Origin of the sequence: Mucilaginibacter myungsuensis, from assembly GCF_015222005.1 — a bacterium.
Lineage (GTDB): Bacteria > Bacteroidota > Bacteroidia > Sphingobacteriales > Sphingobacteriaceae > Mucilaginibacter > Mucilaginibacter myungsuensis.
The window spans coordinates 824,627-850,062 of sequence record NZ_JADFFL010000001.1; the positions used below are offsets into that span (position 1 = coordinate 824,627).

At 45.3% G+C, this 25,436-nt stretch carries 24 protein-coding genes; 5 read left to right on the plus strand and 19 right to left on the minus strand.

Features of this window, described 5'->3' with window-relative positions; all coding sequences use genetic code 11:
* Positions 1 to 7 precede the first annotated feature (7 nt).
* The 6 genes from IRJ16_RS03470 to IRJ16_RS03495 form a co-directional block, all read right to left on the minus strand.
* Positions 8 to 2,989 carry a PAS domain-containing protein gene (locus IRJ16_RS03470; protein WP_194110117.1) on the minus strand — a complete coding sequence of 994 codons (2,982 nt, stop codon included), beginning with the start codon at positions 2,987 to 2,989 and terminating at the stop codon, positions 8 to 10.
* Positions 2,990 to 3,117: 128 nt separating this feature from the next.
* Positions 3,118 to 4,554 carry a Glu/Leu/Phe/Val family dehydrogenase gene (locus IRJ16_RS03475; protein ID WP_194110118.1) on the minus strand — a complete coding sequence of 479 codons (1,437 nt, stop codon included), beginning with the start codon at positions 4,552 to 4,554 and terminating at the stop codon, positions 3,118 to 3,120.
* Between the two features lie 153 nt (positions 4,555 to 4,707).
* On the minus strand, positions 4,708 to 4,914 hold the full coding sequence (locus IRJ16_RS03480) for a CcmD family protein (RefSeq protein WP_194110119.1): 207 nt from the start codon (positions 4,912 to 4,914) through the stop codon (positions 4,708 to 4,710).
* Positions 4,915 to 4,920: 6 nt separating this feature from the next.
* The gene (ccsA, locus tag IRJ16_RS03485; RefSeq protein WP_228079780.1) at positions 4,921 to 5,595 is read right to left on the minus strand and encodes a cytochrome c biogenesis protein CcsA; all 675 of its coding nucleotides are present in this window, start codon (positions 5,593 to 5,595) and stop codon (positions 4,921 to 4,923) included.
* A 502-nt stretch (positions 5,596 to 6,097) separates the two neighbouring features.
* Positions 6,098 to 7,297 carry a carboxypeptidase-like regulatory domain-containing protein gene (locus IRJ16_RS03490; protein WP_194110120.1) on the minus strand — a complete coding sequence of 400 codons (1,200 nt, stop codon included), beginning with the start codon at positions 7,295 to 7,297 and terminating at the stop codon, positions 6,098 to 6,100.
* An 8-nt stretch (positions 7,298 to 7,305) separates the two neighbouring features.
* The gene (locus tag IRJ16_RS03495; RefSeq protein WP_194110121.1) at positions 7,306 to 7,983 is read right to left on the minus strand and encodes a heme exporter protein CcmB; all 678 of its coding nucleotides are present in this window, start codon (positions 7,981 to 7,983) and stop codon (positions 7,306 to 7,308) included.
* 139 nt (positions 7,984 to 8,122) lie between these two features.
* Here IRJ16_RS03495 and IRJ16_RS03500 point away from each other — a divergent pair, with 139 nt between their 5' ends.
* Positions 8,123 to 8,605 carry a methylated-DNA--[protein]-cysteine S-methyltransferase gene (locus IRJ16_RS03500; RefSeq protein WP_194110122.1) on the plus strand — a complete coding sequence of 161 codons (483 nt, stop codon included), beginning with the start codon at positions 8,123 to 8,125 and terminating at the stop codon, positions 8,603 to 8,605.
* Here the strand turns inward: IRJ16_RS03500 and IRJ16_RS03505 are convergent.
* The 11 genes from IRJ16_RS03505 to IRJ16_RS03555 all read right to left on the minus strand — a co-directional run bounded on the left by IRJ16_RS03505 (position 8,602) and on the right by IRJ16_RS03555 (position 21,679).
* The gene (locus IRJ16_RS03505; RefSeq protein ID WP_194110123.1) at positions 8,602 to 10,548 is read right to left on the minus strand and encodes a hybrid sensor histidine kinase/response regulator; all 1,947 of its coding nucleotides are present in this window, start codon (positions 10,546 to 10,548) and stop codon (positions 8,602 to 8,604) included. The two genes, IRJ16_RS03500 and IRJ16_RS03505, sit on opposite strands and share 4 nt — an antisense overlap.
* Before the next feature lie 34 nt (positions 10,549 to 10,582).
* Positions 10,583 to 11,167 carry a chemotaxis protein CheB gene (locus IRJ16_RS03510; protein WP_194110124.1) on the minus strand — a complete coding sequence of 195 codons (585 nt, stop codon included), beginning with the start codon at positions 11,165 to 11,167 and terminating at the stop codon, positions 10,583 to 10,585.
* Positions 11,160 to 11,996, minus strand: coding sequence for a CheR family methyltransferase (locus tag IRJ16_RS03515; protein WP_194110125.1), 837 nt, complete (start codon positions 11,994 to 11,996; stop codon positions 11,160 to 11,162). The genes IRJ16_RS03510 and IRJ16_RS03515 overlap by 8 nt, the downstream gene beginning before the upstream one ends.
* 1 nt (position 11,997) lies before the next feature.
* Positions 11,998 to 15,435, minus strand: coding sequence for a response regulator (locus tag IRJ16_RS03520; protein ID WP_194110126.1), 3,438 nt, complete (start codon positions 15,433 to 15,435; stop codon positions 11,998 to 12,000).
* A gap of 81 nt (positions 15,436 to 15,516) precedes the next feature.
* The gene (locus tag IRJ16_RS03525) at positions 15,517 to 15,933 is read right to left on the minus strand and encodes a hypothetical protein (RefSeq protein ID WP_194110127.1); all 417 of its coding nucleotides are present in this window, start codon (positions 15,931 to 15,933) and stop codon (positions 15,517 to 15,519) included.
* Positions 15,934 to 15,969: 36 nt separating this feature from the next.
* Positions 15,970 to 16,965, minus strand: a complete 996-nt coding sequence (locus tag IRJ16_RS03530) for a fatty acid desaturase (protein WP_194110128.1) — start codon at positions 16,963 to 16,965, stop codon at positions 15,970 to 15,972.
* A 426-nt stretch (positions 16,966 to 17,391) separates the two neighbouring features.
* On the minus strand, positions 17,392 to 18,237 hold the full coding sequence (locus IRJ16_RS03535; protein ID WP_194110129.1) for an HAD-IIA family hydrolase: 846 nt from the start codon (positions 18,235 to 18,237) through the stop codon (positions 17,392 to 17,394).
* A 5-nt stretch (positions 18,238 to 18,242) separates the two neighbouring features.
* A complete protein-coding gene (locus IRJ16_RS03540) occupies positions 18,243 to 19,277 on the minus strand; it encodes a hypothetical protein (RefSeq protein WP_228079782.1) in 1,035 nt (344 codons plus the stop codon).
* A 199-nt stretch (positions 19,278 to 19,476) separates the two neighbouring features.
* The gene (locus tag IRJ16_RS03545) at positions 19,477 to 19,911 is read right to left on the minus strand and encodes an energy transducer TonB (protein WP_194110131.1); all 435 of its coding nucleotides are present in this window, start codon (positions 19,909 to 19,911) and stop codon (positions 19,477 to 19,479) included.
* Positions 19,912 to 20,001: 90 nt separating this feature from the next.
* Complete coding sequence (locus IRJ16_RS03550) at positions 20,002 to 21,114, minus strand: S1C family serine protease (protein ID WP_194110132.1); 1,113 nt, start codon at positions 21,112 to 21,114, stop codon at positions 20,002 to 20,004.
* Between the two features lie 7 nt (positions 21,115 to 21,121).
* Positions 21,122 to 21,679 carry an RNA polymerase sigma factor gene (locus tag IRJ16_RS03555; protein ID WP_194110133.1) on the minus strand — a complete coding sequence of 186 codons (558 nt, stop codon included), beginning with the start codon at positions 21,677 to 21,679 and terminating at the stop codon, positions 21,122 to 21,124.
* Between the two features lie 228 nt (positions 21,680 to 21,907).
* Between IRJ16_RS03555 and IRJ16_RS03560 the strand changes: the two genes are divergently transcribed.
* The 4 genes from IRJ16_RS03560 to IRJ16_RS03575 all read left to right on the plus strand — a co-directional run bounded on the left by IRJ16_RS03560 (position 21,908) and on the right by IRJ16_RS03575 (position 23,215).
* Positions 21,908 to 22,189, plus strand: coding sequence for a hypothetical protein (locus IRJ16_RS03560; protein WP_194110134.1), 282 nt, complete (start codon positions 21,908 to 21,910; stop codon positions 22,187 to 22,189).
* A gap of 110 nt (positions 22,190 to 22,299) precedes the next feature.
* On the plus strand, positions 22,300 to 22,521 hold the full coding sequence (locus IRJ16_RS03565; RefSeq protein ID WP_194110135.1) for a hypothetical protein: 222 nt from the start codon (positions 22,300 to 22,302) through the stop codon (positions 22,519 to 22,521).
* A 126-nt stretch (positions 22,522 to 22,647) separates the two neighbouring features.
* Positions 22,648 to 22,866 (plus strand): hypothetical protein, encoded by a 219-nt coding sequence (locus IRJ16_RS03570; protein ID WP_194110136.1) that lies wholly within the window; start codon positions 22,648 to 22,650, stop codon positions 22,864 to 22,866.
* A gap of 139 nt (positions 22,867 to 23,005) precedes the next feature.
* Entirely contained in the window at positions 23,006 to 23,215 is a 210-nt protein-coding gene (locus IRJ16_RS03575; protein WP_194110137.1) for a hypothetical protein, read from the plus strand.
* An 83-nt stretch (positions 23,216 to 23,298) separates the two neighbouring features.
* Here IRJ16_RS03575 and lysA read toward each other — a convergent pair whose 3' ends face one another.
* On the minus strand, positions 23,299 to 24,480 hold the full coding sequence (gene lysA, locus IRJ16_RS03580) for a diaminopimelate decarboxylase (RefSeq protein WP_194110138.1): 1,182 nt from the start codon (positions 24,478 to 24,480) through the stop codon (positions 23,299 to 23,301).
* Positions 24,481 to 24,662: 182 nt separating this feature from the next.
* Positions 24,663 to 25,436, minus strand: a complete 774-nt coding sequence (locus tag IRJ16_RS03585) for a hypothetical protein (protein ID WP_194110139.1) — start codon at positions 25,434 to 25,436, stop codon at positions 24,663 to 24,665.

The following is a 25,436-nucleotide window of genomic DNA, read 5'->3' on the forward strand; positions in this document are numbered from 1 at the left end:
TGAAGTATCAGAGCGGAAGTGTGAACCAAAATGTACTGCCTTTGCCCACCTCGCTGTCTACGCCTATCTCGCCGCCGTGGCGCTTGATGATCTCGGAACAGATATACAACCCCAATCCCAGACCTGAATAGGTATAGCCTGTATGATCTGCCCTATAATACCTGTCGAACAGGAAGGGTAGCTTATCTTTAGGGATACCAAGACCAGTATCGCGGACGGACACTTTGGCAACATCACCAAAACGTTCGGCAATCAGGTATATGTCTTGACTATCAGGCGCATACTTCACTGCATTATTCACCAGATTGATCACCACCTGATCTATGCGATGTTCATCAGCGATCACTTGCAGGTCGGCATCTCCCTCAAAGATCAATTCGTGCTTACCCGCTAAGCGTACATGACTGCAGCAGGCATTAAGCATGTGAGAAACAGTGAACAGGCTCTTATCCAGCTTCAACTGACCTTCCTTCATGCTATTCACGTTAAGCAGGTCATCTATCAGGGTGGTCATGCGGTCCATGCTACGGTTAGATTGCTCTATCAGCCTCACATGCATAGGCGAAGTAGGCTTATCCTTGATCAGGTTAAGTAACTGTAAAGCAGCCTTTAAACTGGTGGTCGGGGTCTTCAATTCATGACTGGCAATGCTCAGGAAATCATCCTTACGGCGCTCCTGTAGCTTTTGCTCGGTGATATCGGCGGTCATACCTACCATGCGAATGGCTTTGCCGTTAGCATCGTACCTTGGCCTGCCGTGCGCACTGATCCAGTGGATAGAACCATCCGGCCAAACTACTTCATATTCAGCTTGGTATACCGAATTATCGGCGATCGCATCAGCTACACGTCTTTTCACTTCATCGCGATATTCCGGCAGCATCGAATCAAAAAGGTCCGGATAATTAAATACCTCATCTTCAGCACGACCGTAATTCTTTTTGAATTGCTTGGTGGATGTCATTACACCCGTGCTCAGTTCAACCTCTGTAGACCCTAAGCCGCTGGCATCCAAAGCGATATTAAACCTGATATTAGCTTCTTCAACATCTTTACGCGCGTTCACCTGTTCGGTCACATCAACTGCAACTACCATAATATCAGTAGTTTCGCCATTGATAGTGATCGGTTTATAAACAAAGTTGACGAACATGTCTTTCAAACTACCTTCATGGTAGAGAGACACTTGCGCCTCGCTACCTACAAAGGCTTCGCCTGAGGTAAATACATCATCCAATATCTGCAAAAACGGTTGCCCCTGAAGTTCGGGCAGCGCAATATGCAGCGGTTTACCCACTACCGAATTGTCTTTACCCCATATCTCCAAGATCATATCATTAGCCTTGGTGACCACCAATTCGCGGCCCCTTAGGGTAGCTATTGCCACCGGTGCCTGCATGATCAGGTGCTTGAACCGCGACTCGCTTTCGCTCAGTACATCGTTAACTTTCAACAGGTTATCCTGATAGAGAGTCAACTCGCGGTTGGCATCTGTCAGTTCCTCGTTCATGGCGGCCAGTTCTTCTTTAAACTCGGCTTCGCGCTGGTCGGTATGGTAACGTTCGGTAACGTCAATAGCTACCACGATCACGCCGGTAACTGCCCCTTTACGATCTTTGATAGGCTTGTAAGTGGCATCGAAGTAACGCTCCTCAAATCGGTCGCCGCGTGGCAGTACAGCTTTGATCGACTGACCGGACTTCTCCTCTCCTGTCGCTAAAATACCACTCAGGTAACCTACAAATGGATGACCAACTATTTCAGGACGAGCCTGTAACAGCGGCTTACCTATCACTGAACTATCCCTGCCCCAAATGGCCAGCATAGTATCGTTGGCTTGCTCTATGATCAGGTCATCCTTACTGTAAATGGCTATTGCTATTGGCGCTTGGACTATAAGGTCGCGAAAACGGCCTTCGCTTTCGGTAAGATAGTGATTAATGGCTATCAGGTTCTCTTGCGATGCGATAAGTTCTTCGTTAGCGGCCATCAATTCCTCGTTGGCGGCCATCAGCTCTTCGCCTAATTCGGCCTCTCTTTGGCTAAGCAGCACTTTTTCAGTTACTTCGATTGCGACAACCATTACGCTGATCACCGTACCCTCATCGTTGAGGATAGGCTTATAAGTCACATCAAAATAACCTTCGCGCAGCTGGCCATTGCTCAGCACCGGGACTTTAACACCTTCGCCTCTATGTGTTTCACCCTCAGCGAAAACGCTATTGATCACGTCCATATAAGGGTGGCCTTCCAACTCGGGGCGGGCTTTTAGTAAGGGCATGCCAATGATCTCCGACCCGCGACCTAAAATATCAAGCATCTCCTGATTAACATCCTCGATCACCTTATCCGACCCCGCATATATCGCAATAGCCACCGGGGCCTGGCTCACCAATCCACGAAAGCGGTTCTCGCTTTCGTATAGTTTTTGGTTAGATGCCTCTAACTCAAATACTTTTCGGCGGGCCTCTAACTTATCTACCACCTGTTTAGCCAATACCTTAAGGGTACTGATCTGTAGTTCATTCAACTCTCGTGGCTGCATGTCTACCACACATAGCGTCCCCAATCCATAACCTTGTCTGTCGACCAATGGCACCCCGGCATAAAAAACCACATGCGGGTCACTATGTACTAACGGGTTTTCTGTAAAGCGGTCGTCTTTGGTCAGATCAGAGATGATCGTTATCGGGGCTGACGATGCTACGGCGTGGGCGCAAAAGGCAAATTCCTGCGGTGTTTCGGTCACATCGGTACCGTGATGGGATTTGAACCACTGCCGTTTGCCATCCAAAAATGTCACCAGTGAAACAGGCGTACCACAAATAGCTGATGCCAAAGCGGTTATCTCGTCAAGGTCTTGTTCTTCGGCGGTATCTAAAATACGGTAAGAGCGGACCGCCGCTAGGCGTTCACCTTCATTCGGGTGCAAAGAAATTCCGGCAGGCCGGGTAGACAGGTCGTCAAAGTTTTTCGGTTCGATGGACATTTACCATTCAGGTTAGATCTTTAAAGATATAAAATATCCTCAAACAAAAATGCCATCCGTAAACGGATGGCATTCAATATTATAAACCGTTCACCGCTTAACTGGTCACGGGTCAACTGACCAGCCGATCACGGCCAGATACCCAAGTTTTGGTATGATACAGCGATCTTGTTTATCGCGCCCACAAAAGCAGCGGTACGCAAGGTGTCTATACCTTCAGTGCTTACAAAGGTCTCACGTATCTCGTGGTAAGAGCGGATCATGGTATCCTCTAAGCCTGAGTTAACTAACTCTAACTCAGATGCTCCCTTAACAATAGTGGCACGTTGCGAGTCGGACAAGTTTACACCCGTAATGCTCTCCACCATGTTCACGATGTTCTTGTTCGAGTTCTCTTCGAAACGGCGGTTCATACGGCCAAAAGCCACGTGCGACAGGTTCTTCAACCACTCAAAGTAGGATACGGTAACACCACCGGCGTTAGCATACATATCCGGAACGATAAAGCCACCCATTTCCTCGTAGAAGATAGCTTCAGCTTCAGGCGTAGTTGGGCCGTTAGCGCCTTCTACAATGATCTTAGCTTTAATACGGCGGATGTTATCGATAGTGATCTGGTTCTCTAAAGCGGCAGGCACAAGGATATCGCAAGGTTGCTCTAAGCCTTCGCCCGAGTTTTCGAAAGATGTTGCGCCGGGGAAGTTGAGTAAAGAACCGGTAGCTTTACGATGTTGAAAAACAGCATCATAGTCTAAACCATCAGCGTTGTAAATAGCGCCCTCGAACTCGCAGATACCTACAATGGTAGCGCCAAATTCGGCCAGGTATTTTGCAGAGTAGTAACCTACGTTACCTAAACCCTGCACGATCACTTTTTTACCTTCTAAACCTGCTGTAAGGCCCAGTTTCTCCATATCCTCGGCAAAGCTTACACACTCGCGGGCAGCAATAGCCACACCACGGCCCGTAGCTTCTCTACGACCGGCGATACCGTGCAAAGCGATCGGCTTACCGGTAACCACGCCCATGGCATCCAGCTGACCCGGATTCATAGTAGCGTAAGTATCAGCTATCCAGCTCATTTCGCGCTCACCCGATCCGTAATCCGGAGCAGGTACGTCTATGCTTGGGCCAATAAAGTTCTTCTTGGTCAGCTCTACCGTGTAACGGCGGGTAATATTTTCTAATTCCTGTACGGTATATTCTTTCGGGTTGATCTTGATACCACCTTTAGCACCGCCAAACGGTACATTCACGATAGCACACTTATAGGTCATCAGCGCGGCAAGGGCCATTACCTCGTCCTCGTTTACCATTTCACTATAACGGATACCGCCTTTGGTAGGCGATTGGTGATGCGAGTGTTCTATACGCCAGGCATCAATAACTTCAAAACCATTGCCCCTGCGGATAGGGAAACGGAAACGGAAAACAGAATTGCAAGACCTGATCTGGTCAAGCAAACCGGCATCATGCTGTGTAAATTTAGCCGCGTGATCAAAGTTTTTGCAAACGTCCGCAAAGAAGTGCATTTCTTCCATGGCAGCTTTATTGTTGTTAGCCATATTTATATTAGTTGAATAATTGGTAAAAAAAAGTGTGCAAAGGTGGGGTAATTAGTTTCATATATGCAAATCCCAAAAGGGTTGGTGTTTGGACTACACTTTTTAACAATCGCCCTAAATATATGTTTAAACGCAATAGGGCTAATTTTTGTATCAGTTACTTTTTTCTAACTTTTTTACACGACGGTCTATCGAGAACAGGAAAATGGCCAGTCCTATAAAGACTATCGTAATAGTAGCGATAACCACGTAGATCTTACCCTCGCTACGCATCGTATCGGCCATCTCAACCGACGATGGTTGGGCAAAGGCTGCAATGCTCAGCATCAGCGCAAGCATTAAAGAGCTTAATTTTTTCATCAATATTTAGTTTACAGCGTTCTTTTTATATTCAATCGTACGGATGCGGAACCTCAGCGTGGCTATCCATAGGGCTAAAAAGCTCCAGCCCAGCATGGCCGGGTAAAAAGCCAGCTTCATGCCGTTGTCCAGGTCATATTTACCAAAGGCCGGGTTACCGCCACTACCAGGGTGCAACGAGTCGGTCATACGCGGCAATACAAAGATCAGCACCACCATGATCGGGAAGGCAAAGATGTTGTATATGGCCGCTATCTTGGCGCGTTTCTGCTCCTCGTCTATCGAGTTGCGTAATACCACGTATGCACAGTACAGCAAAAATGCTATCGCCGCGCTGTTCTGCTTCGGGTCGCCACTCCAATATTCGCCCCAGGTATATTTAGCCCACATCATACCCGTCACCAAACCTATCGCGTAAAAGAAAAGGCCGGTATTCACACACTCCACAGCAGCAATGTCGTATTCCTCTTTCGGGTTGGCAAGATACCTAACGCTGTAAAAAACCGATACGACCAATACCGTTAACATGCCCATCCACATCGGTACGTGGAAATACAGGTTACGAATGGTCTCGTGCAGGATATCTAAACGGGGTACTTTAAATAGCAGACCAGTAATGAACGTAGACCCGATCAGGATCACCGTTAACACCTTCCACCAGGTTTGATAAATGAACTTCATAAATACTTAGAATGCGGCAAAGTTAGTGCTTTTTTGGATATGAGAAGTGAGATTTAAGATGTGAGAAAGAAATGACGATACCGTTATCAGAGTTGCCAATTATTGAAGAAATTACAAGCCTTTTGGCGAATTGATAAGATTTTGAAAAGCAATGCTACTGCTACTATCAGCGCTTGTTCCTGCTCTCCGCTACAAAGCCTCGCCCAGCAGACGCGCAGAGCCTACGCCCGCTGCGGGTTTTCCACTTCGATCAGGTTTAGGGTGAGCGGTTGTGCTAAGAAAAAATATAAAAATTTGTCATCCCGAACGCAGTGAAGGAACTTCTCCACGATGTAAAGCGGATACGCAGGTCTGATATGCTTAGCTCTAAACTTCTCCCGGGTGCAAAGCGGACATACACGTCTGATAAACAAGGTAGAGAAGCTCCCTCGTCGCCCTGCGCACAAGTCCGCCTTTCGCTCTGTCGGGATGACAAATTTGTTAAAATAGCGGCGAGTTCCTCCTACTTCTCCGTCAAGACCATATCACCCGGCACATAATCTACCGGCAACAACTCAGCAACTTTACTTTTAGACCAGGTTCCCTCTATGAGCGTGCTGCCACCTGTTATGATCGATCCATTCCGGTCGAACAGCGCATAAGGTTTGTACAGCGTAATGATACTGGTTTGATAGAAAGGCATATTCAACGGGTGATATATATCCTTCAGATCGTCGGTCTCTAATTTGCGGTTGTACATCACGTAGAGATAGTCTGGAAAGCTAAGCGCAAAGATGCCTTCCTTATCAGTGCCCCAGGTAATATCGGTTTCTTTCAACGGCCTACGGATCAACGTCTCATCATAACGGCGCAGCGCGTATAAGTTCTTCCACCTGTTCAGCGAATCTATATTGCCTGCACTCTCATACTTGGTAATATTTTTCATGATCAGCTGATGGGCCGGTCGTTTCGGGTTGGGTTTACGCTGAAGGATCATGACGATAAAGCCATCTTCGTCCAGCTTCACATTTTGTAACGAACGGAAAAAGTGCTGACTCGATCCATAATAGATGTCATTCCTTTTAGCTTCCCAGATCTTTTTTTGCGATGCTTTGGCGGGCATTTCCTCAAAAAGTATTTTGCCCTCCCACGATATCACATTGTTTAGATTATCGCAGGCAAACGACTTCAGCAAAAATTTCACTTTGTAGCCGAGCGCTTTATTTTCGATCTCCACAAACTCATCCGACCAGGCCTCTAAGGTCTCTTTAGCTTTGCGGTACGAGAAATTGAGCACCTTAGGGTTGAGTATCTTACAATTCTTTGCATTTTCGGAAACACCTAAGAACTCCTTCACAAACATCTCGTAATTCTTACGCCAACTCTCGGGGGTAGATATTACCACCTCACGTAGTTGGGTCACCTTGGGCATCAGCGCGATATGGAGTTTGATAGGTTCTTTGCCGATCAATACGGTTTGACTATGATCTTCAAGACCTACCATAGTTACTATCAATTCATATTGACCTGGTTTAACGCCACTTAACGTAAATGTGCCATCATCATTAGTGCTTGTCCCGTAAGATGAATTACTGAGGAAGATGCTTGCTTTTGCCAATGCGCCGTTCGTATCCATCCGCGTCACCTTGCCGGTAATGGTACCGCCCTGCGCCAAGCCGAACAGCGGTAGCAAGACAAAGGATATCAATATCCAAAAACGCATGATCGATCCTAATCGCGCCACAGGAAGGGGAATAAGATAAGTGAAGTGGCGACCACAATAAAATTGATAGCCACCAGCAGGATAATATATTGATTGGTAGATATCGCATCGATGCCGTCCATGGCGTTCTTGCTTAATTTAATGAGCGTCAATATCACCGGGATGATCACCGGAAAACTTAATACCGCCATCAACCCGCTGCCATTGCCCGCTTTGGATGCTATGGCCGATACCATGGTGAATACTGTTGAAAAACTAACGCTCCCCAAAAAGACTGCTAAAAAATAAAGTCCCGGGTTACCGAGCGTATTGGTGAAGAAAAGGGAATAAATGATCAGCGTCAACGTGCTTAATATCAGCATCAGCAGACCGTTATAAATGGTTTTAGATAAGATTACCGCTCTTGCATCAGTGATGGAATAATAATACAACATGCGCCCCCTGCTCTCCGTCAAAAAACTTTTGGCGATGGCATTTACAGCCGCGAACAGCATGATCACCCAGAACAGCACGTTCCACACAATGGGATACCCGGCGCTCTGCTGAAAACCGGGACTTAACGAGAACGCGATATAACAAACAAACACAGTAGATACTACATATAGCAACACACTGTTGAAAGCATACTTTGACCGCCATTCTATCAGTATCTCTTTTTGCAGCAAGGTGAGCGTTTGTTTGAGCATGGTGCAAAGGTAGCTGATAGATATGAGATGTGAGATATGAGATTTGAGACACCTTGCAGCGATAACCGAGCAATACCTGATCGTAGATGGATCAAATCAATTCGGTATTTTTGTCTCATATCTCACGTCTCATATCTAAATGAAAGTCCACTACCACCCTACCCCACTTGGCTTTGCCCGACTTGAAGACGAGGATGGCTTGATAAGGTCGTGTACCGTTCATGATGCGGTTGGTGACGATACGACAGAACCTTCTTCGGCGATAATATTGGCCGCTAAGCAATTGGATGAATATTTTGCGGGACAGCGTACCGTATTCGATTTCCCCTTCCAACAAAAAGGCACTGATTTTCAGCAGGAGGTTTGGCGCAACTTGTCGGATATTAAATATGGCGAGGCGATCAGCTATGCGGCGCTTTCAAAGCGTATGAAAAACCCGCTGGCTATACGCGCTATCGCGTCGGCCAACGGGCGTAATAATATGTGGATCGTGGTGCCTTGTCACCGTGTGATCGGATCCGACGGTAGCCTTACCGGGTATGCCGGCGGCCTGTGGCGTAAGCAATACCTGTTAGAGCTTGAAGCTCGCGTAGCGGGGCTTGGTCAGGCCAGTTTGTTTTAGGCCGTCACAAAGCTTTTTTTACCGGCTAACAGCTTTTCTATCTTCTCGTGCAATTCGTACGGCATAAATGGCTTAGGTAGTACGTCGTTCATGCCAGCGGTAAGCGCCTGTTGTTGTTCGTGATCGTATGATGCCGCAGAGAGTGATATGATCGGGATGCTGCGCTTAGGCTCTTCCATATCCATCCTGATGGCTTTGGCCGTTTGGTAACCGCTCATCTCAGGCATGTGTGTATCCATCAAGATCATATCAAAATCTAACTCTTTCAACTTTTCCAGCGCCTTACGTCCGTTGTCCACTATCTCTACCTGGATGTTCCATTCCTTCAAGATCTTGGTTAGCATAAATTGGTTCACCAGGTTATCCTCAGCTACTAATATGGTCACATCATCAAACAACGGCAGGGCTTTGTTCTTATCTCTTGGCTCAACTTTCTTTTCAGGTGCAGCGGCGATATCATACCAATTAGTAAAATTGAACACGCTGCCTTTACCCGGCTGGCTACTCACCGTCAAGTCGCCGCCTTTAAGCTCGATCAGGCTTTTGGTGATGGTCAGGCCAAGACCTGTACCACCATATTTACTGGTCGTATCATCCTCAGCTTGCTCAAACGAATCAAATATTTTAGCCAACCTATCTGCCGGGATACCTATGCCGGTATCCTCTACGCTAAATTTCAGCTTAACGCGTGCTCCGTGTTTTTGTAGCTGCGTAACCTTAAGTTTCACATACCCTTTTTCGGTGAACTTAATGGCGTTGCTCAACAGGTTCATCAGGATCTGGTTCATCCTCAGGGTATCCATCATAATGTATTCAGGCACGTCCTCCGCTATCTCCAGCAGGAATTCGATATCATGCTCCTCTGCCTTAAATCTCAACAGGTCATGTACCGATCTTACCGTTGTACGGATATTGCTGACCGTGCGCACAATATTGAACTTACCGGCCTCTATCTTAGAGATATCCAACACATCGTTGATCACTGCCAACAGGCTCTGTGATGATGTTTCCAGCAGGTCCAGCATGCCGTCTTGCTGCTCGTTGGTCTCGGTTTTACGTAATAGCGCGGTCAGTCCAATGATGCCATTTACCGGTGTACGTAACTCATGGCTCATATTAGCCAGGAATGTTTCTTTAACCTTCTTACCGTATTCGGCCGCTTCTTTCGATTTGATCAACTGCTCCTGGAAACTCTTTTGCGGTGACACGTCGCTGATGTTCATAAAGATCACCTTGTTGCGGTAGGTCACTCGGCATTCGGCCCAGATGGCACGGCGGTCAAAGGTCTCAAAACGGTATTCAAATACCGAAAATTGCAGGTTGTCTTTGATCACCTCACCCAATTTTTTGCGGAAGTGAGCGCGGTCATCTTCGACCGCCATATCAACGATACTCTTCCCCACCACCTCGTTCGGGCGGAAGCCTAAGATCTTTTCTACGGCAGGGTTAACGCTGGTAATGCGTAAGGTTTGCGCTTCAACGGCGCATATAATGTCGGCCGAGTTCTTTACAACTACGGCAAAGTTTTGTAGTTCGATATTTTTCTCACGGATCTCGGCCTGGCTGCGGGCCAGTTGGATAAAGGCGTCAACCTTAGCAGCGGTTATGTACGGATCCAGCGGTTTGTACAGGTAATCGACCGCGCCGGCACCAAAGCCTTTAACGGCATACTTGGCTTCTTTAGAGATGGCGGTGACAAAGATCACCAAAATGTCCCGCGTTTTTGGGTTCGATTTTAGCATCTCAACCAGTTCAAAACCGTCCATTTCGGGCATCTGAACGTCTACCAAGGCTATAGCGATCTGGTTCTCCCAGGCTATCTTTAGCGCTTCGTTAGGCGATGTGGTCGAGAATTTGCGGATGTCGTCGCGATGCAGCAAGGCCTCCAGGGCAATGATGTTCTCTTCGCGGTCGTCCACAATTAAAATGTTTACGGGGGCCATGTTAAATTGTGTTAGCGGCTGTTAACGGTAGATGTTATTGTTTTAAAAGCTCAAATATATCGTTATTTGAAAGAACATAGTGGGCTGCGCCTAGGTGAATTGCTGAAAGCGGCATTTCACTCATGTCCGCCTCGTCCGGGTCTTGCACAATAGTCAGTGCGCCGGCCTGTTTTAGTTTGAGCATCCCTTCGGCCCCGTCCTGATTAGCTCCTGAAAGCAAGATCGCGGTGCAGTTTTGTCCGTAAACTTCGGCAGCGCTTTCAAATGTTACATCGATAGATGGTTTCGAATACCAAACCGGTTCGGATACATCAAGGCTGAAGATCCTTTCGGCTTCTATCAGCGTATGATAATTCGGCGGTGCAATGTATATGGTATTCTTACGGATAACGTCTTTATCCGCTACTTCGCGCATGGACATACGGGTATTCTCGGCGAATAGTTTTTCAATTTCGCTAAAAAAATTCTTTTTGCGGTGGATCACAATGATCACCGACTTATTCAAACCTTCAGCAAAGCCCTTTACCGCTCTAAAGATCGGTTTGAACGAGCCTGCCGATCCCCCGATCAGCACTACCTCACTCCTATGCCACCGCTGAAGGATATCTTGATTAAGCACCTATTTTCTGGTAAATATTCTCTTTTTGATTCACAACCTTGAACCGCTTTCGGAAAAAATCGGAACGGATAGCCTCTTTACTACCCAGCGCAAGGAAACCGAGCGGACAAAGGCTTTTGTAGAACAGATCCAATATCTTTTCTTGCAGGTCCGACTCAAAGTAAATGAACACATTACGGCAGCTGATCATCTGGAATTCGTTAAAAACGGTATCCGAGATAAGATTATGTACAGAGAACAGCGTATTCTGCTTTATTTCGCTATGGATCGTGGCCGCATCATACAAAATGGTAAAGTGATCCGTTAGCGTGCCGGGCAAGCCGGTAAACTGATAGTTTTCGGCGTAGCTTTTTATCTTACGCAAGCTATAGATACCCATGCGGGCTTCTTTCAATACCTCGGTATTGATATCCGTACCATAAATGAACGACTTTTGTCTGATGCCTGCCTCTTTCAATAAGATCGCCATCGAGTAAACCTCCTCGCCCGATGAGCAACCGGCGCTCCATATCTTAATATGCTGGTAAGACGACAGGTAAGGCAGCACCTGAGCGTTCAGTGCCTTATAAAAAGACGGGTCGCGGAACATCTCTGTCACATTCACCGTTACCTCTTCTAAAAACTCCTGAAACATCGCCTGATCGTTCACCAGCGCATGTTTAAGATCGTAGAACGATAGTTTTTTGAACTGCATGATACGAACCAAACGCCGCTTAAGCGACGCCTTGGTATATTGCGAAAAATCAAAGCCGTGAACCCGTTTAATCAGGTCTATCAATTCAAAAAGTTGCGGCGTGGTTAAACTATCGTACGCCGGTATTCCATCCATATTATTCTCCCATCCAAAGCTGCATCAGCGATATCAACCGGTCAATATCCACCGGTTTTGTTATATAATCATTCGCGCCCGCGGCGATACATTTTTCGCGGTCATCACGCATGGCTTTTGCAGTTAATGCTATAATAGGAAGTTTGGCCCATTTGTTTTGCTTACGTATATGTCGCATAGCCTCGTAACCGTCCATCTTAGGCATCATGATGTCCATCAGCACGATATCGATGTCTGGTATTTCCTCTAATTTGGTTATAGATTCCTCACCATCGTTAGCTATCTCTACCTGCAGATCATACGTTTGCAAAGCACTTGTCAACGCGAAGATGTTGCGCATGTCATCATCTACCACTAATACTTTTTTGCCTTTCAATTTCTCTTTTCCTTTTGATACCGGGTTTGCTTTCTCCGTAGCGGCTGTGGCCGGCTGCGGGCTACTACTTATCTTATGTAAGAACAGGTTGACCTCGTCGATCAGTCTGTCCGATGATTTACTTGTTTTTACCACCATGGCATTTGCATATTGCATCAGGCGGTTAACCGATGTTTTGTCCAATTCCATCGCCGTGTTGATCACTACCGGCAGGCTGGTGAATTTCTCTTCGGCCTTGATCTTGTCCAACAGATCCAGGCCTGAGATATCAGGCAGGTTAAGATCGAGTATTACGCATTGGTATTCATTCTGCTGTAATTTCTCTAAGGCCGAAGCACCGTCAAATGCCTGATCCACCGATATACCCTGGCGTTCCATCATTTCCCTCAGCGCCTCGCTTTGAGCTTTATGATCTTCCACCAGTAATATCTGCTTAAATACCACGCCGCTTTGCGTTGTCATGTCGTTAAACAACTTATCCAGCGTGTTGGTATCTATCGGCTTCTTCATGAAGCTGATCGCGCCCTCACGGCGTACCTTATTGGCTGCAGCCTCCCCTGCCGACATTAAATGCACCGGTATGCCCGATGTTTCTGCCGACGCCTTCAGCTCTTTCAATATCTGCCAGCCGTCTTTACCCGGCAGCATAATATCCAGTATCACCGCATCCGGTCGATTTTCTTTGATCGTTTCTACTGCATGGGTACCCTCGTTCACAACGATTGCTTTGTAACCATGATCGCGGGCGTAGTCCTTCAGGATGTCAGCAAAGTTTTTATCATCCTCTACTATCACAACCAAAGGCTCTGATTGTTTATCCTTACGCTCTGATTGAGCTACAGGTTGTAAGAAAGGTTTATTTGGCACAAAGGTCTCTACCGTTGGCACTTGTTCTTCTGGTTCGCTGGTCGCAACGGTCTCTAACGGGATGATCAGCGTAAACTCGCTGCCCTCGCCTACCTCGCTGCTCACGGTGATTTTACCGCCCAACAGGTTAGCCAACTCGCGACTGATAGATAAGCCCAAACCGGTACCGCCGTATTTGCGACTGGTAGATCCGTCTGCTTGTTGGAATGCCTCAAAGATCAACTTTTGTTTTTCAGGCGGGATACCTATGCCGCTATCTTTAATATGAAAGGCGATAGTTTTAGGCGTATCACCTGCGGTTACATTAATATCGATACTACCGTTTTCGGGCGTAAACTTGAATGCGTTAGATAACATGTTCTTAAGTACTTGTTGCACACGTACTTTATCTGTAAAGATCTTTTCGGGAACATCTGTAATGGTCGACTTAAATTTGATGCCTTTGTTAGATGCCATTTCGGCAAACAACATCTCCATATCGTTCACTATACCCTTAACAGTGCTCTCTTCGACAATCAGATCCATTTTACCAGACTCGATCTTAGACAGATCCAGGATGTCGTTGATCAGCGTCAACAGGTCATTACCTGCATTAAAGATCACACTCGCGTATTTGATCTGATCGGCGCTTAGGTTATCGCTCTTATTATCTTTCAGGATGCGGGCCAATACCAGGATACTGTTCAACGGCGTACGCAATTCGTGGCTCATGTTAGCCAAAAATTCCGATTTATACTTACCAGTGGTTTCCAGTTCTTCCACCTTAACGTTTATGGCGGCGCGGGCTTCTTCAATGGCTTGGTTCTTCTCTTCCAGCAAGCTGGCCTTCTCTTCCAGTTCGGCGTTGATGGTGCGCAATTCCTCTTGCTGTACGCGCAATTCTTCTTCTGACGCCTGCAGCATTTCTGTCTTGTTCAGCAACTCCTCGTTGGTTACGCGCATCTCTTCTTGCTGCGCTTCCAGTTCCTCGGCTTGTTGCTGTGTCTCCTCGAACAGGTCGTGCATGATGGTGCGCGCCTGAGCGGTGTTAATGGCGATGCCAATATCGTTGGCTACTGCTAAAATATAGTCGTTAACGGTTTGCGGGATCTGATTTTGGAAAGCGATCTCTAATACACCCTTTAATTTTTTGTCAAAAAAGAACGGCACGATCATGATCTCGGCCAATTCCTGGCTAATGATCGAAGTTTCCAGTTCTAATTTTTCGTTCAATGTACCTTTGATCACGGCCGGCTTTTGGTCGGCAGCTACCTGGCCCAACCAACCCTCAGACATTTTAACCTTCTTTTTGATCACAGAAAGGTCGTGAAATGCGTAGTAAGAATATAATTCCAAATACTGCTCGGTGTCATCGTACAAATAAAGCGTCCCTGTAATAGCATTGGTATATTTACAAACTTCAGAGAGCACACTTTCGGATAATTCTTTCTCACTCTGTTGACCCTGCATCCTTTCGTTCAGTAAGCCCGTACCGGTGAGTAACCAGTTCTTATTCTTGTTCTCAGCCAGTACTTCGCCAAGCTGGATGTTCGCTACCCTAATATCCTCCTCTGCTTTCTTCTGCTGATCAAATGTTTTTTGAATGAACTGGAAGAGTACGATAATAATGATCAAAAAGGTTAACGAGCCTAACCCGATGATCAGTATAGCGGCAGACGAAGCGCGCTCAGAGCTCGCCCGGCGTTCTTTTAACAACTTGGTCTCTGTAACGTTCAACCGTCCTCTCAGGTTGCGGATCTCGTCCATAATGGCTTTACCATTAACGAACATGTTATTGGCAACCATGTATTCCAGCCCTTTGGTTTCACGGGTATCGATATTGAGGCGCAGCAAAGCCAATTGTTCAGACACCTTGGTCGATATGGTATCCACACGCCTGCTTTGCACATCGTTGTCGCTAACCAGGTCTTTTAATTTTTCAATGTCAGATGCTATCCTGGGTAAGGCAGCATTATAGGGGTCTAAAAGTTCGCGTTTGTTGGTCGCGGAGTAACCGCGCATGCCCGTCTCGGCATCGATGAGTAATTGTAATAGATTGTCAGACGTGCTGATCACTGTTTGGGTGTGATCTACCATAACATTGTCGTCTTCCAATTTATTGATGCTGGTGTAGGACAATACACCTACAATGATCACCAGGAAGATTGACACGGCAAAGCCGGTCAGTACACGTTGGCGAAAGGATAATTTAAACATGTAACACAGGTTTTATTTTTCAGAAATAGCGTAGCAATATATACGCAATATAGGTATAATGTGTTTGCACACAAATGTGTGTTATTTAAAACTCTTATCCGGCTTTAATACACCTGTGGCATTGCCAAGTATAGCTAAGGCTGAGCCGCCGAATAACGCCCACCAACCCCATTTAAATTTGATCTGACGGGTAAGGAAACCGGCAATACCTTTGAAAGGAATAAAACTGAACGCGTTATGGATCTTTAGATAAGAAGCTATGAGCAATAAAAAGATGAGGAACAGCGATATCCATCCGCAAAACTTAGCGAGGGCACGCTGTTTAAGAACGACTCCCAGCAAACCCATCAAGGCTGCCAGCAGGACAACCATACCGAAGGGCATGCTGAGGTCGAACATATTCATGCTACGCAAACCGAATGGGCGCAACAATGGGAAATAAGTAGCAATAATAAGCAGGATAAAACCTGCTAAAGATAATGATGATCTGGTTGGCATAAATGTGATATTACGCCAAAGATAACAACAAAAAGTTTATTGCGGCAGGCCGTTGTAAGGCGCTGCCGGCGATATACTGCCCCTATCCTTACGCAGGATGCGGTTAAACAGCGATATCTCTCTATCGAACAAGAACTTTAACCACAACCTTGTCCAAGAATTATGCGACAACAACGAATCGTAATAACCCGGAGCCGTGGACTTGATCTTTGGTAATTTATTCCATGGAATAGACGGAAAATCATGATGCTCATTATGGAAACCTACGTTGAAAGATACCCTATTAAGCGGACCATAATAGCTATAGGTCTCTTGCTCCTCGTTGTGAGTCAAGTAATGCTCCTGTATCCAGCGGGCACCAAGCGGGTGCAGGCCTACCGAAAAGAAGAAACTTGCCAGTAAATAAACAAACGCTTGCCAACCGAAAAAGTAGACAATGGCAACGTTAAACAGCATTTGTATGACAAAGTTACTAACCACCCAGGCATCAACACTTTTGATCTCTTTTAAACGGGGCAACCTGAAGAACTGGAACAGTGGGAAAAATAACAACCAGATCGCTTTACCCACAAAACTGTTGTTGATCAGCTTAGCCTCCCACTTGCTTGGCAAGTCGGCGTCTAACTCATGAATACCCTGGAAAGAGTGGTGTTTCAGGTGAAAATGCTCGAACGAGATGGCGCTTGGAAATATTTGTGGCAGGTTGGCAAATATGCTCGACCAACGATTAGCCGCACGATTCTTAAACAATAATTGGTGCGTACACTCGTGTATCATCACAAATAAGGAGTGATCTGCAAATGCACCTAAAAAGTAGGCCGCGGCAAAAACGACCCACCAGGATTGAGTAGATACAAAATATGCCGCAACGATCTGGAAAGCCACCAAACCGGCAATGGCAAAAATGGTATATGGATTTTTGCCTATCAGTTTACGCACCTCGGGATGTTCTTTTAAGATCTGTTTTGTGCGGATCTTATGCGGCTCGGAATACTGTGAGTAGGTGAAATCTGTTTTTTTTGTTACGGCCATAATTAGGGTCAGTGTTCGTTGTTTCGTTTATCGAGTATCGTTTAAGTAAACGATCTATTGCGTTAGTTAATTGCTTTAGCAACCATAAAGATAGAAAAAAGCATACACTCTTAATTACCCATTTAAACAAGATGTTAATTATCAGCCAGTTATTTTTTAACTTCTTGAAAACAATTTGTTAACCGAAAAAATTTGGACACAAAAAAACCCCTGCCTGGCGGCAGGGGCTCTGGGCTTTGCTTCCTCAAACAAAGCCCAACCTAAACCTTATCACACATACATAACGATGCTAATTGCGTTTTGGTTTATGTAAATATCAAATTATTTAATGTTCACACATCTAAATTAGCTTTCGTACTGATAATCAGCGCAAAAAATATTTTCAAAAATTAGAAATACTACACTCAGCCTGGATGTTGAAAGCTATCACACCACCGCCGACTCACAAATATACGTCGGTACTATACCACTCGCGTTTATCCTTAGCAAAGCGTCGGTACCCTGGGTATTACCGGAAAGTACCAGCACAGTATCCAATCCGAATTTATTACCGCCAAGTATGTCGGTCTGCAAGGTATCCCCTACCATCAGGATGTCTTTTTTATCGATAGTCCGGCGTTCGCGGATCTGATCGTAAGCGAACATGAACATTTGCGAATCGGGCTTACCGAATTTGATAAAGCGCTTGCCCAGGATGTGCTCGATCATATAGGCTAAACCACCTATCGCTACCGAAACATCATTCATGCTGACCGGGTACGCCCAATCGGTATTAGCTACTATGGCCGGGATGTTACGGTGACGTAAAAGATTAACGCACTTATTCAATCCGCTGAACCAGTCAAAACCTTCGTCATCCAAAAAGACCAGCGCGTTAATGTCGTCGATATTGCTATCGTTCACATCATCAATGGGAATAGTGTGCAGCCCCGAACTTTGTATATAATGCGCCGAATCTGAAGTACCCAAATAAGCCACCATGCCATGGTGGACCTTCAGATCCAGATACTCTTTAGCCAACATACCCGATGAGATGATCCGGTCCTGTGTTACCGACATCAAACCTTTTTTATGATACGATGCAGCCAATTGCTTGGGGCTGCGCGAGGCATCGTTAGTAACGATGTAGTATTCCTTACCCTGCTCTTCCAGATAGGCAAAGGTGCGCTCGATACCGGGGACAAGTCCTTCGTAATTTTTCAGTACGCCAAAGGCGTCGAAAAAGATGATACTATATTTATCTATTACGGACTTGAAATCGGTTGTTTGCATTAAAATTAAATTTTCAGCGCATCAATCAGCAGGTCGGCATTAAAGTCGCGATCTACCGATGGCAGGTAAATATCAAAAGCTTCGGCTTGCAGTTTATTGGCGTATTGCTCGGCAAAAAAGTGCTTACCGTCTTTGATCACATAGTTAAGAATAAAAAAGCGGTAAACCTCCTTTAAAAAGCGCAATTCATCGGCTTTTATGGGGTTCACTTTGTGATATTCCTGCAAAAAGAGGATAAAGCGGGGTTCGTTAAGTACGTTGATATTATAGCTGAACACTGTGCGGTCGCCCACATCAGATACCACCCGTGCGAAGAAATAAAAATCCATCATTCGGTAACTCATACGGAACCAGTCGTAATCCCAGCGCGAATACAACTCCTGTTTATTGGTTACCGAGAAGTTACCGATGTTCCAATCGATGAACACGGGAATTATCTCGAAGGTGTTCATATTATATTTAGAGCGGTTCTTCAAAAACTGATCGCAATGATATTTTAGATAGTCTGCCTGCATACGGCTGCCAAAGGCAGTTTCATCCTGATCGATCTGTTGCAGCAGAGCATTAATATCTGTACGCAAGGTTTTCTCCGACTTTGGCAAAACATGCCTCAACTTAGCGCAAGCCTTATGGAACTTACCGATCTGCTGACCAAAACGTTTGATGTGATCATCAGACAATCGCCTCGGCAAACGTTCCAGGATACGGGTGGGATTGTAAAATACCACCCAGGCATCCTCTCCCGCTTGTTTGTGTTTGTATATGTAAACACGGTTATTCTTTAGCAACGACTTCGCCAACAGGTTCTCGAATGGGTACAGCAAGTTGTTAGACAAGCTATGGATGATGCGATGATCCTCTTTAAAATACTCGTACTTGCCAAAGTTGGACAGCTTGGCTATAATGATGTCATCATCGTCGAACGTGATGCGGAATACGTGGTTGGTTGATACCTGGGCGCTGATATCGTCGATGGTTTTTATGGTTTTGGACGCATCGTAACCTTCCCAAGCTTTTCTTACTATGGCACTATAATTCATATCTATAATTGGCACCCCCGCAAAGGGAACGGGAATGCAAGATTACGGCGAAATTTTTAAATGTGGTGAAGATTATTTTAACCATAAAGGCCACAGAGGTTTTCACAAAGCGCACAAAGGCTTTTATGGTCGATGCAAAGCTTTGGCCTTCGTGTTTTTCTCTTTGTGAACTTTGTGGTTAATTAGCCGGCAATGTTCATCAATTCAAATGAAAATAGATCGGTATACTGATCAGCATACCCTGAGCGTAGCCGCTTTTAGTAGCCGGGTTCCAGGGCGGCATGCTTTTGATCAGCCGGATAACCTCTTTGTTAAAGATCTTATTACTGCTTTGGATGATCTTGATATTTTTGGGCAGGCCGGTCTTGTAGTCGATCACGAAATTAACAAATACCTGGGCTGATAGCTTTTGCGCTGTGGCCTCGTCGGGGTAAACGATGTGGCTTTGGATCCAGTCGTACAGGGCAGGTGTGCCTTCTTTAAACTCGGCCGGCTTTTCTACGTAGCGCTGGGTGGCCACAAATTTATTGTAAGCATCAACAAAATCCTGACGGTTGGCATCCTCGTCCGACTGGGCCTTGGCGGTAAGCCCCGTCATCGCCAGGCAAAAAAACAACAGTATATAGTTAACCATGGTTATCCAAACTTAAAAAGCCCTAAAATAAAAAAGAGCCGCAATTGATACGGCTCTCTTTGCAATATATTGTTTTTGGGATGATCTTTTTTAGTAAACCTTAACCATGAACACGTAGTTCTGCAGTTTTTTGTACTGCTTAACCGGGTCAAGCTTGGCCAGAGTGTTCTTGTTGTTCAAGGTCAATTTACCGCTTAGCGAATCAGCCGGAACATTTCTTAAAGCTTTATACAGGTAACCTGATTTTTTAGCGTACGATGCGCCAACAACCTGGGTCTGTTTACCCGAAACGATACCAATGATACTACCTTTAGCATTCACTAACGGACCACCGCTGTTACCGGGGTTCAACGGGATAGAAACTCGGTATTCGCTTGAATCACTTAAGTATCCGTTGATAGAACTTACGTAACCTTTATCAAACACAGGTGAATCGCCTTCAGAGTAACCTATGGCGTAAACCTCTTCACCCACCTCGCTCTTATTACGTTTAAAATTGTAAGGTAACGCCGGTAATTCACTAAAAGATTTATCGATAATTTTCAGGATCGCAATATCATACAGTGGCTCTGAGTAGACCAGTTTAGCCTTGTAAGATGAACCCGAAGCATCCTGCACGTACAACGAATCAAAACGGCCGCCCACCACGTGAGCATTAGTTACGATATAACCATTTGTAGATAGTGCCAACCCCGACCCTTTATAATTACTTGGCGTGGTCATTTTAGGGCGCTTGCGTATCTCTACAGCCAAAGCATTCTGCCCACGTTTTTGATCGCGAACTTCCGTCCTTAATTTGCCTATCTCGCCCCTCAATTCCTGATAGTGCGGCTGGTTCTTATTAGTAAAATATCCGGTAAAGAACATCGCCCCTACCACCACGAACATCGCTATAGATGCCGCCACCGATATTTTAGAGTGATGGTTACGCCACATACGCACAATGCCTGATGGGTGCACGGTCATTTCTTCCACCAGTGCATGCACATCTATCTCATCGTGGATGGCGTTCAGTTTAGCTTCCAGCGCAACGCGCTCGCGGTATTGCTTTAACAGGCCGGCAAAGTATTTATGCTCGGTGATCTTCAGATCCACCTCAGCATTATCCTTACGGTACTGCTCAAAACGCGCAAGCTCATCGCCGGTCATTTCACCGTTCACGTAGCGCTCAATAGCTTCTGCTAATTGTAGGTTAGTACTCATTATATTTTTATTTCTGCTGAAAGAACAACTTCTTCAGCCTTTGCAGGCATTTATACTTTTGGGTTTTGGCATTATCCGCATTGGTATAGCCGAACTTCTCGCAGATCTCCTGCATAGATCTGTCGTGTATATAAAAATCTTCGATGATGCTCTTGCACGGCTCACCCAGTAACCCGAGCGAACTTTCCATCTTATGGAACTGGATATCCCGATCGGCATGTACCTCCATGTCATCTTCGACCGGAAGGAACTGCTCAAAGTCGCGGATATCGCCACCATACCGGCTCATCTGTGTAAGGCGTTTAAGCCACAAGCGCCTGCAAACCGAATAAATAAATGTCTTCAGTTTACTACTCAGCTCAAACTCGCCGCCTTTTACCTTATTATAAAGAACAATGATCGCTTCCTGGTAAATATCCTTGGCATCGTCTGCCGTGCCGCTGTTATTAATGATCAGTTGCAGCACCATCGGATAATAGGCCAGGTACAATTTCTTAAGCACCGCGTCCGAATTATTCAGTATGCCCAGGATCACTTCGCTATCGGTAGGCACATTGTTATTCATATCGTTGGTCGCTTATTAATACTGTTAAACCCAAATGGTAACCCATGTATGGCAAAAAAATTTGATGTAAAACTTTGCGTGCTAAATACTTTGCCCGCTGCCTTGCTTACCGACCGAATGGCCAGCTTATTTAATGAACGCGCAAAAATAGTTTAACATATCATTAAAACATAAAATATCATTGCGGGTTATAATCATCATCACTATAAAAACATGACCATTAAAACAATGAAAATCGCGTTAAAAGTCTTTTTGATAGGTGCCGCCATCACAACAGGCATTGGTGCCTGCAGCGGCGACGGCAGCAAAGCCTCGGCCGACTCAAGTTCAGTGGATTCATCAGTAACGGTGAGCACTAAAACAGATACCTCCATCACGATCGACTCGGCCAAACGCGATACCAATTCGGTATTTGTGGATAGCCCAGCTACCAAGGTAGATACGCTAAAAAAGACCGTTACTAAGAAAACCGTTATCAAAAAGACAGTGACCAAGAAAGATTCGTTATAAATTATTTAACGTTTTTAAGTTATTTGTATTAATTTTTTAAATAATTCAATTTCCCGAATTATATTTGTGGCATTATCACCCAATATTGATCACATTTTAAAAAATTAAAAATGAAAAACGCATTCAAATTCGGCTTTTTAGCTTTATTCGTTACTTTAACTGTTGCTGCTTGTTCTGGTGACGGCTCTAAAGCTAACGCAGATTCTTTAGCTACTGCTGATTCTATCGCTAAAGCTGATTCGGCTGCTGCTGCAACTGCTACTACTGATTCGGCTGCTACCGATTCTGCTGCAACTGACTCAGCTGCAACTGACACTACTAAAAAAATGTAATACCTTTTTAGTGCAAAACAAAAGGCCTGTGATCCATTTCGCAGGCCTTTTGTTTTTTATGATCTTTTTTGGGTTACCTTTTTAAGGTTACGGGCATTAAGAGTAAACGCACCAAAAATTAAGAATATGAAAAATGCATTCAAATTTGGCTTTTTAGCCTTAGCAATAACTTTAGCCGTTTCAGCTTGTGGCGGTGATGGATCTAAATCTGCGGCTGATTCTGCTGCTGTAGCTGACTCTTTAGCTAAAGCTGATTCTATCGCTCCCGCGGTTGCTAACGATAGCCTGGCAACCGATTCTGCTGCTACTGATTCTGCTGCTACCGACACTACTAAAAAGATGTAATTCTGCTTAGAAAGTTTAAGGTCACCTCTATAAAATGATGACCTTAAACTTTTTTTGAAATTATTTTTAAAAAGTGGGTTACCTTTTAGGGTTACCCGTATTAAGAAGCAAACTATAACACATTAAAAAAGATTTTAACATGAAAAATGCATTCAAATTCGGCTTTTTAGCTTTATTCGTAACTTTAACTGTTGCTGCTTGTTCAGGTTCAGGTTCTTCTGACACTACTGATTCTTTAAAAGCTGATTCAGCCGCTACTACTGATTCTTTGAAATCAGATTCAGCTGCTACTACTGATTCTTTGAAATCAGATTCAGCTGACAAAGCTGACACTGCCAAGAAAATGTAATTTTCAGGTTAGTAAAAAACTGAGAAAGGCCCGATCGTAATGATCGGGCCTTTCTTTTTATCTAAATTTCCAGGAGGATGAGCTTACTCCACTGAGTAAACACTTGGCACCCTATCGCGCAGGTTGTAGTTGGATATCATCACCGCACCATAAGCACCTGCCGTACGCACCGCTACAATATCACCACGCACCGACTCCGGCAATAACACGTCCTCGCGGAAACGGTCGGTACTCTCGCAGATCGGACCTACTACGTCGTATTTGATCATTACTTTTTGTCCATGGTCCATGTTCGATGGTCCATGGTCTGAACTGATATTATCTATCTGATGGTACGCCTGATACAACATCGGGCGGATCAGGTCCGTCATGCCGGCATCAAGGATCAGGAAGTTTTTATGCTGACCATTCTTAACGAACAATACGCGCGATATCAGCGATGAGCATTGCGCCACCAGCGCGCGACCCAATTCAAAGTGGACTTCCTGACCTTCTTTTACCGTAAGGTTTTCAGCAAATATTTTAAAGTAAGCTTCAAAATCAGGGATCGCATTGATATCCGGGCGATAGTAATCTACACCCAAACCGCCGCCAACATTCAGCACGTTAATGGCAAAGCCCTGATCATTGAACCACTGATCCAACTCGTTCACCTTTACACACAAGGTTTTGAATACTTCCATATCCGTGATCTGCGATCCGATGTGGAAATGGATGCCTAAAAACTCAATATTGGTGGTCGCCCTTAACGCTTCTATAACGCTTGGCAATTGCCAAATGTCGACACCGAATTTGTTCTCGTCCAGTCCGGTTGTAATAAACTTATGCGTATGCGCATCCACATTAGGGTTGATACGGATAGCGACCTTAGCGGTTTTGCCTTTGGCTTTAGCCAGGTCATTGATCACACCCAGTTCTTGCACCGACTCTACATTGAAGCAAAAAATATCAGCATCTAAAGCATAATTGATCTCTTTATCAGATTTACCCACACCCGCAAACACCACTTTACCTGCACCAAAACCATTGTCGATAGCCGCTTTTACCTCATTACCGCTCACACTGTCGGCACCAAAGCCAAAGCTTTGTATAGCGGCCAGCACCTTGGGATCAAAATTGGCCTTCATGGCATAATGCACATGAAAATTATATTTTGACGATGCATCATAGCAAGCCTGCAGCGTTTGCTTAAGCAGGTTTAGATCGTAATAGTAAAAAGGGGTCTCTAAATCGTTAAAACGGGCAACCGTATCTGTATTGAACATTATTGCTGGTGGTAAATGGTCTATCGAAGTTTCGATAGACTGATGTTAAATTTTAAAGCCCTAAAGATAAGATCTTTTAACAAGACTACCCGTGTTCAACGTTCCCGTAAACGTAAAAAGGATCCACTAACAGCAGATCCTTTTCTATTTTTGACTTATAACTTTTGACTTGAGACTTTAGACTATCTCCTCCTGCGCTTCTTTTTAGAACTGCTCGTCTTTTTCTTGCTCGAAGTACTTTTCTTTTTGCTGACGGTCTCCTTTTTAGGTTCTTCCTTTTTCTCGGCTACTTTTACAGCATTGGCTTCTTCCTTAGGCTCGGCTATCTTCAACGTATCGGCACTCAGATCTTTAACCGTCAGGCTGTTGCTACGCAAATTATATTGCAGTACCCGTTTGGCACCAGTAGGTTTAGCGGTTGACGAGCTACCATCAAATATCGGGTACTCGCGGATCAGCTTACCGTCCTTCATGTAAAAGTTATCGTTACCGCGGTAACCTTTTTTTTGCTTAGAGGTCAGCTTGGGGAAATCCAGCTTATTGGCCTTCTCGGTAAACTCGTAAGCAAAAATGGATGTGTATTCGATCGTATCCTTGGACTTGGCCTGCACCAGCAACTCCGGGTTACCATCTGTATCCATATCCGAGTTGAACACGTCCGTTATCTCGCCATCGATATCACCCGTGGTGGTGGTATAACGCTGATCGGCCGAATCGGACCTTAAGATCAATAACGATCCCACAGTTTTACTCCCCCGGCCCCAACTTACAATATCAAAATTATGCCCCGGTGACACCTCAATATTTTTATGGAAGCGGAACGGCTGCATCAGCGCTGTCTCGGCAGGTGGCTTAGGGTAGGTATCGTTGGTGATCGGCTTATCGTCCGAGCATGCGGCCAACGTGAGCGCCGTGCCCGCTATTATCACGGCGTAGCCGCGTAAGTTCTTTTTCAT

Bases quoted from the DNA above. Each gene is read 5' to 3' on its own strand.
- IRJ16_RS03470 (WP_194110117.1), bottom strand. From the start codon at position 2,989: ATGTCCATCGAACCGAAAAACTTTGACGACCTGTCTACCCGGCCTGCC.
- IRJ16_RS03475 (WP_194110118.1), bottom strand. From the start codon at position 4,554: ATGGCTAACAACAATAAAGCTGCCATGGAAGAAATGCACTTCTTTGCG.
- IRJ16_RS03480 (WP_194110119.1), bottom strand. From the start codon at position 4,914: ATGAAAAAATTAAGCTCTTTAATGCTTGCGCTGATGCTGAGCATTGCA.
- ccsA (WP_228079780.1), bottom strand. From the start codon at position 5,595: ATGAAGTTCATTTATCAAACCTGGTGGAAGGTGTTAACGGTGATCCTG.
- IRJ16_RS03490 (WP_194110120.1), bottom strand. From the start codon at position 7,297: ATGCGTTTTTGGATATTGATATCCTTTGTCTTGCTACCGCTGTTCGGC.
- IRJ16_RS03495 (WP_194110121.1), bottom strand. From the start codon at position 7,983: ATGCTCAAACAAACGCTCACCTTGCTGCAAAAAGAGATACTGATAGAA.
- IRJ16_RS03500 (WP_194110122.1), top strand. From the start codon at position 8,123: ATGAAAGTCCACTACCACCCTACCCCACTTGGCTTTGCCCGACTTGAA.
- IRJ16_RS03505 (WP_194110123.1), bottom strand. From the start codon at position 10,548: ATGGCCCCCGTAAACATTTTAATTGTGGACGACCGCGAAGAGAACATC.
- IRJ16_RS03515 (WP_194110125.1), bottom strand. From the start codon at position 11,996: ATGGATGGAATACCGGCGTACGATAGTTTAACCACGCCGCAACTTTTT.
- IRJ16_RS03520 (WP_194110126.1), bottom strand. From the start codon at position 15,435: ATGTTTAAATTATCCTTTCGCCAACGTGTACTGACCGGCTTTGCCGTG.
- IRJ16_RS03525 (WP_194110127.1), bottom strand. From the start codon at position 15,933: ATGCCAACCAGATCATCATTATCTTTAGCAGGTTTTATCCTGCTTATT.
- IRJ16_RS03530 (WP_194110128.1), bottom strand. From the start codon at position 16,965: ATGGCCGTAACAAAAAAAACAGATTTCACCTACTCACAGTATTCCGAG.
- IRJ16_RS03535 (WP_194110129.1), bottom strand. From the start codon at position 18,237: ATGCAAACAACCGATTTCAAGTCCGTAATAGATAAATATAGTATCATC.
- IRJ16_RS03540 (WP_228079782.1), bottom strand. From the start codon at position 19,277: ATGAATTATAGTGCCATAGTAAGAAAAGCTTGGGAAGGTTACGATGCG.
- IRJ16_RS03545 (WP_194110131.1), bottom strand. From the start codon at position 19,911: ATGGTTAACTATATACTGTTGTTTTTTTGCCTGGCGATGACGGGGCTT.
- IRJ16_RS03550 (WP_194110132.1), bottom strand. From the start codon at position 21,114: ATGAGTACTAACCTACAATTAGCAGAAGCTATTGAGCGCTACGTGAAC.
- IRJ16_RS03555 (WP_194110133.1), bottom strand. From the start codon at position 21,679: ATGAATAACAATGTGCCTACCGATAGCGAAGTGATCCTGGGCATACTG.
- IRJ16_RS03560 (WP_194110134.1), top strand. From the start codon at position 21,908: ATGAAAATCGCGTTAAAAGTCTTTTTGATAGGTGCCGCCATCACAACA.
- IRJ16_RS03565 (WP_194110135.1), top strand. From the start codon at position 22,300: ATGAAAAACGCATTCAAATTCGGCTTTTTAGCTTTATTCGTTACTTTA.
- IRJ16_RS03570 (WP_194110136.1), top strand. From the start codon at position 22,648: ATGAAAAATGCATTCAAATTTGGCTTTTTAGCCTTAGCAATAACTTTA.
- IRJ16_RS03575 (WP_194110137.1), top strand. From the start codon at position 23,006: ATGAAAAATGCATTCAAATTCGGCTTTTTAGCTTTATTCGTAACTTTA.
- lysA (WP_194110138.1), bottom strand. From the start codon at position 24,480: ATGTTCAATACAGATACGGTTGCCCGTTTTAACGATTTAGAGACCCCT.
- IRJ16_RS03585 (WP_194110139.1), bottom strand. From the start codon at position 25,436: ATGAAAAAGAACTTACGCGGCTACGCCGTGATAATAGCGGGCACGGCG.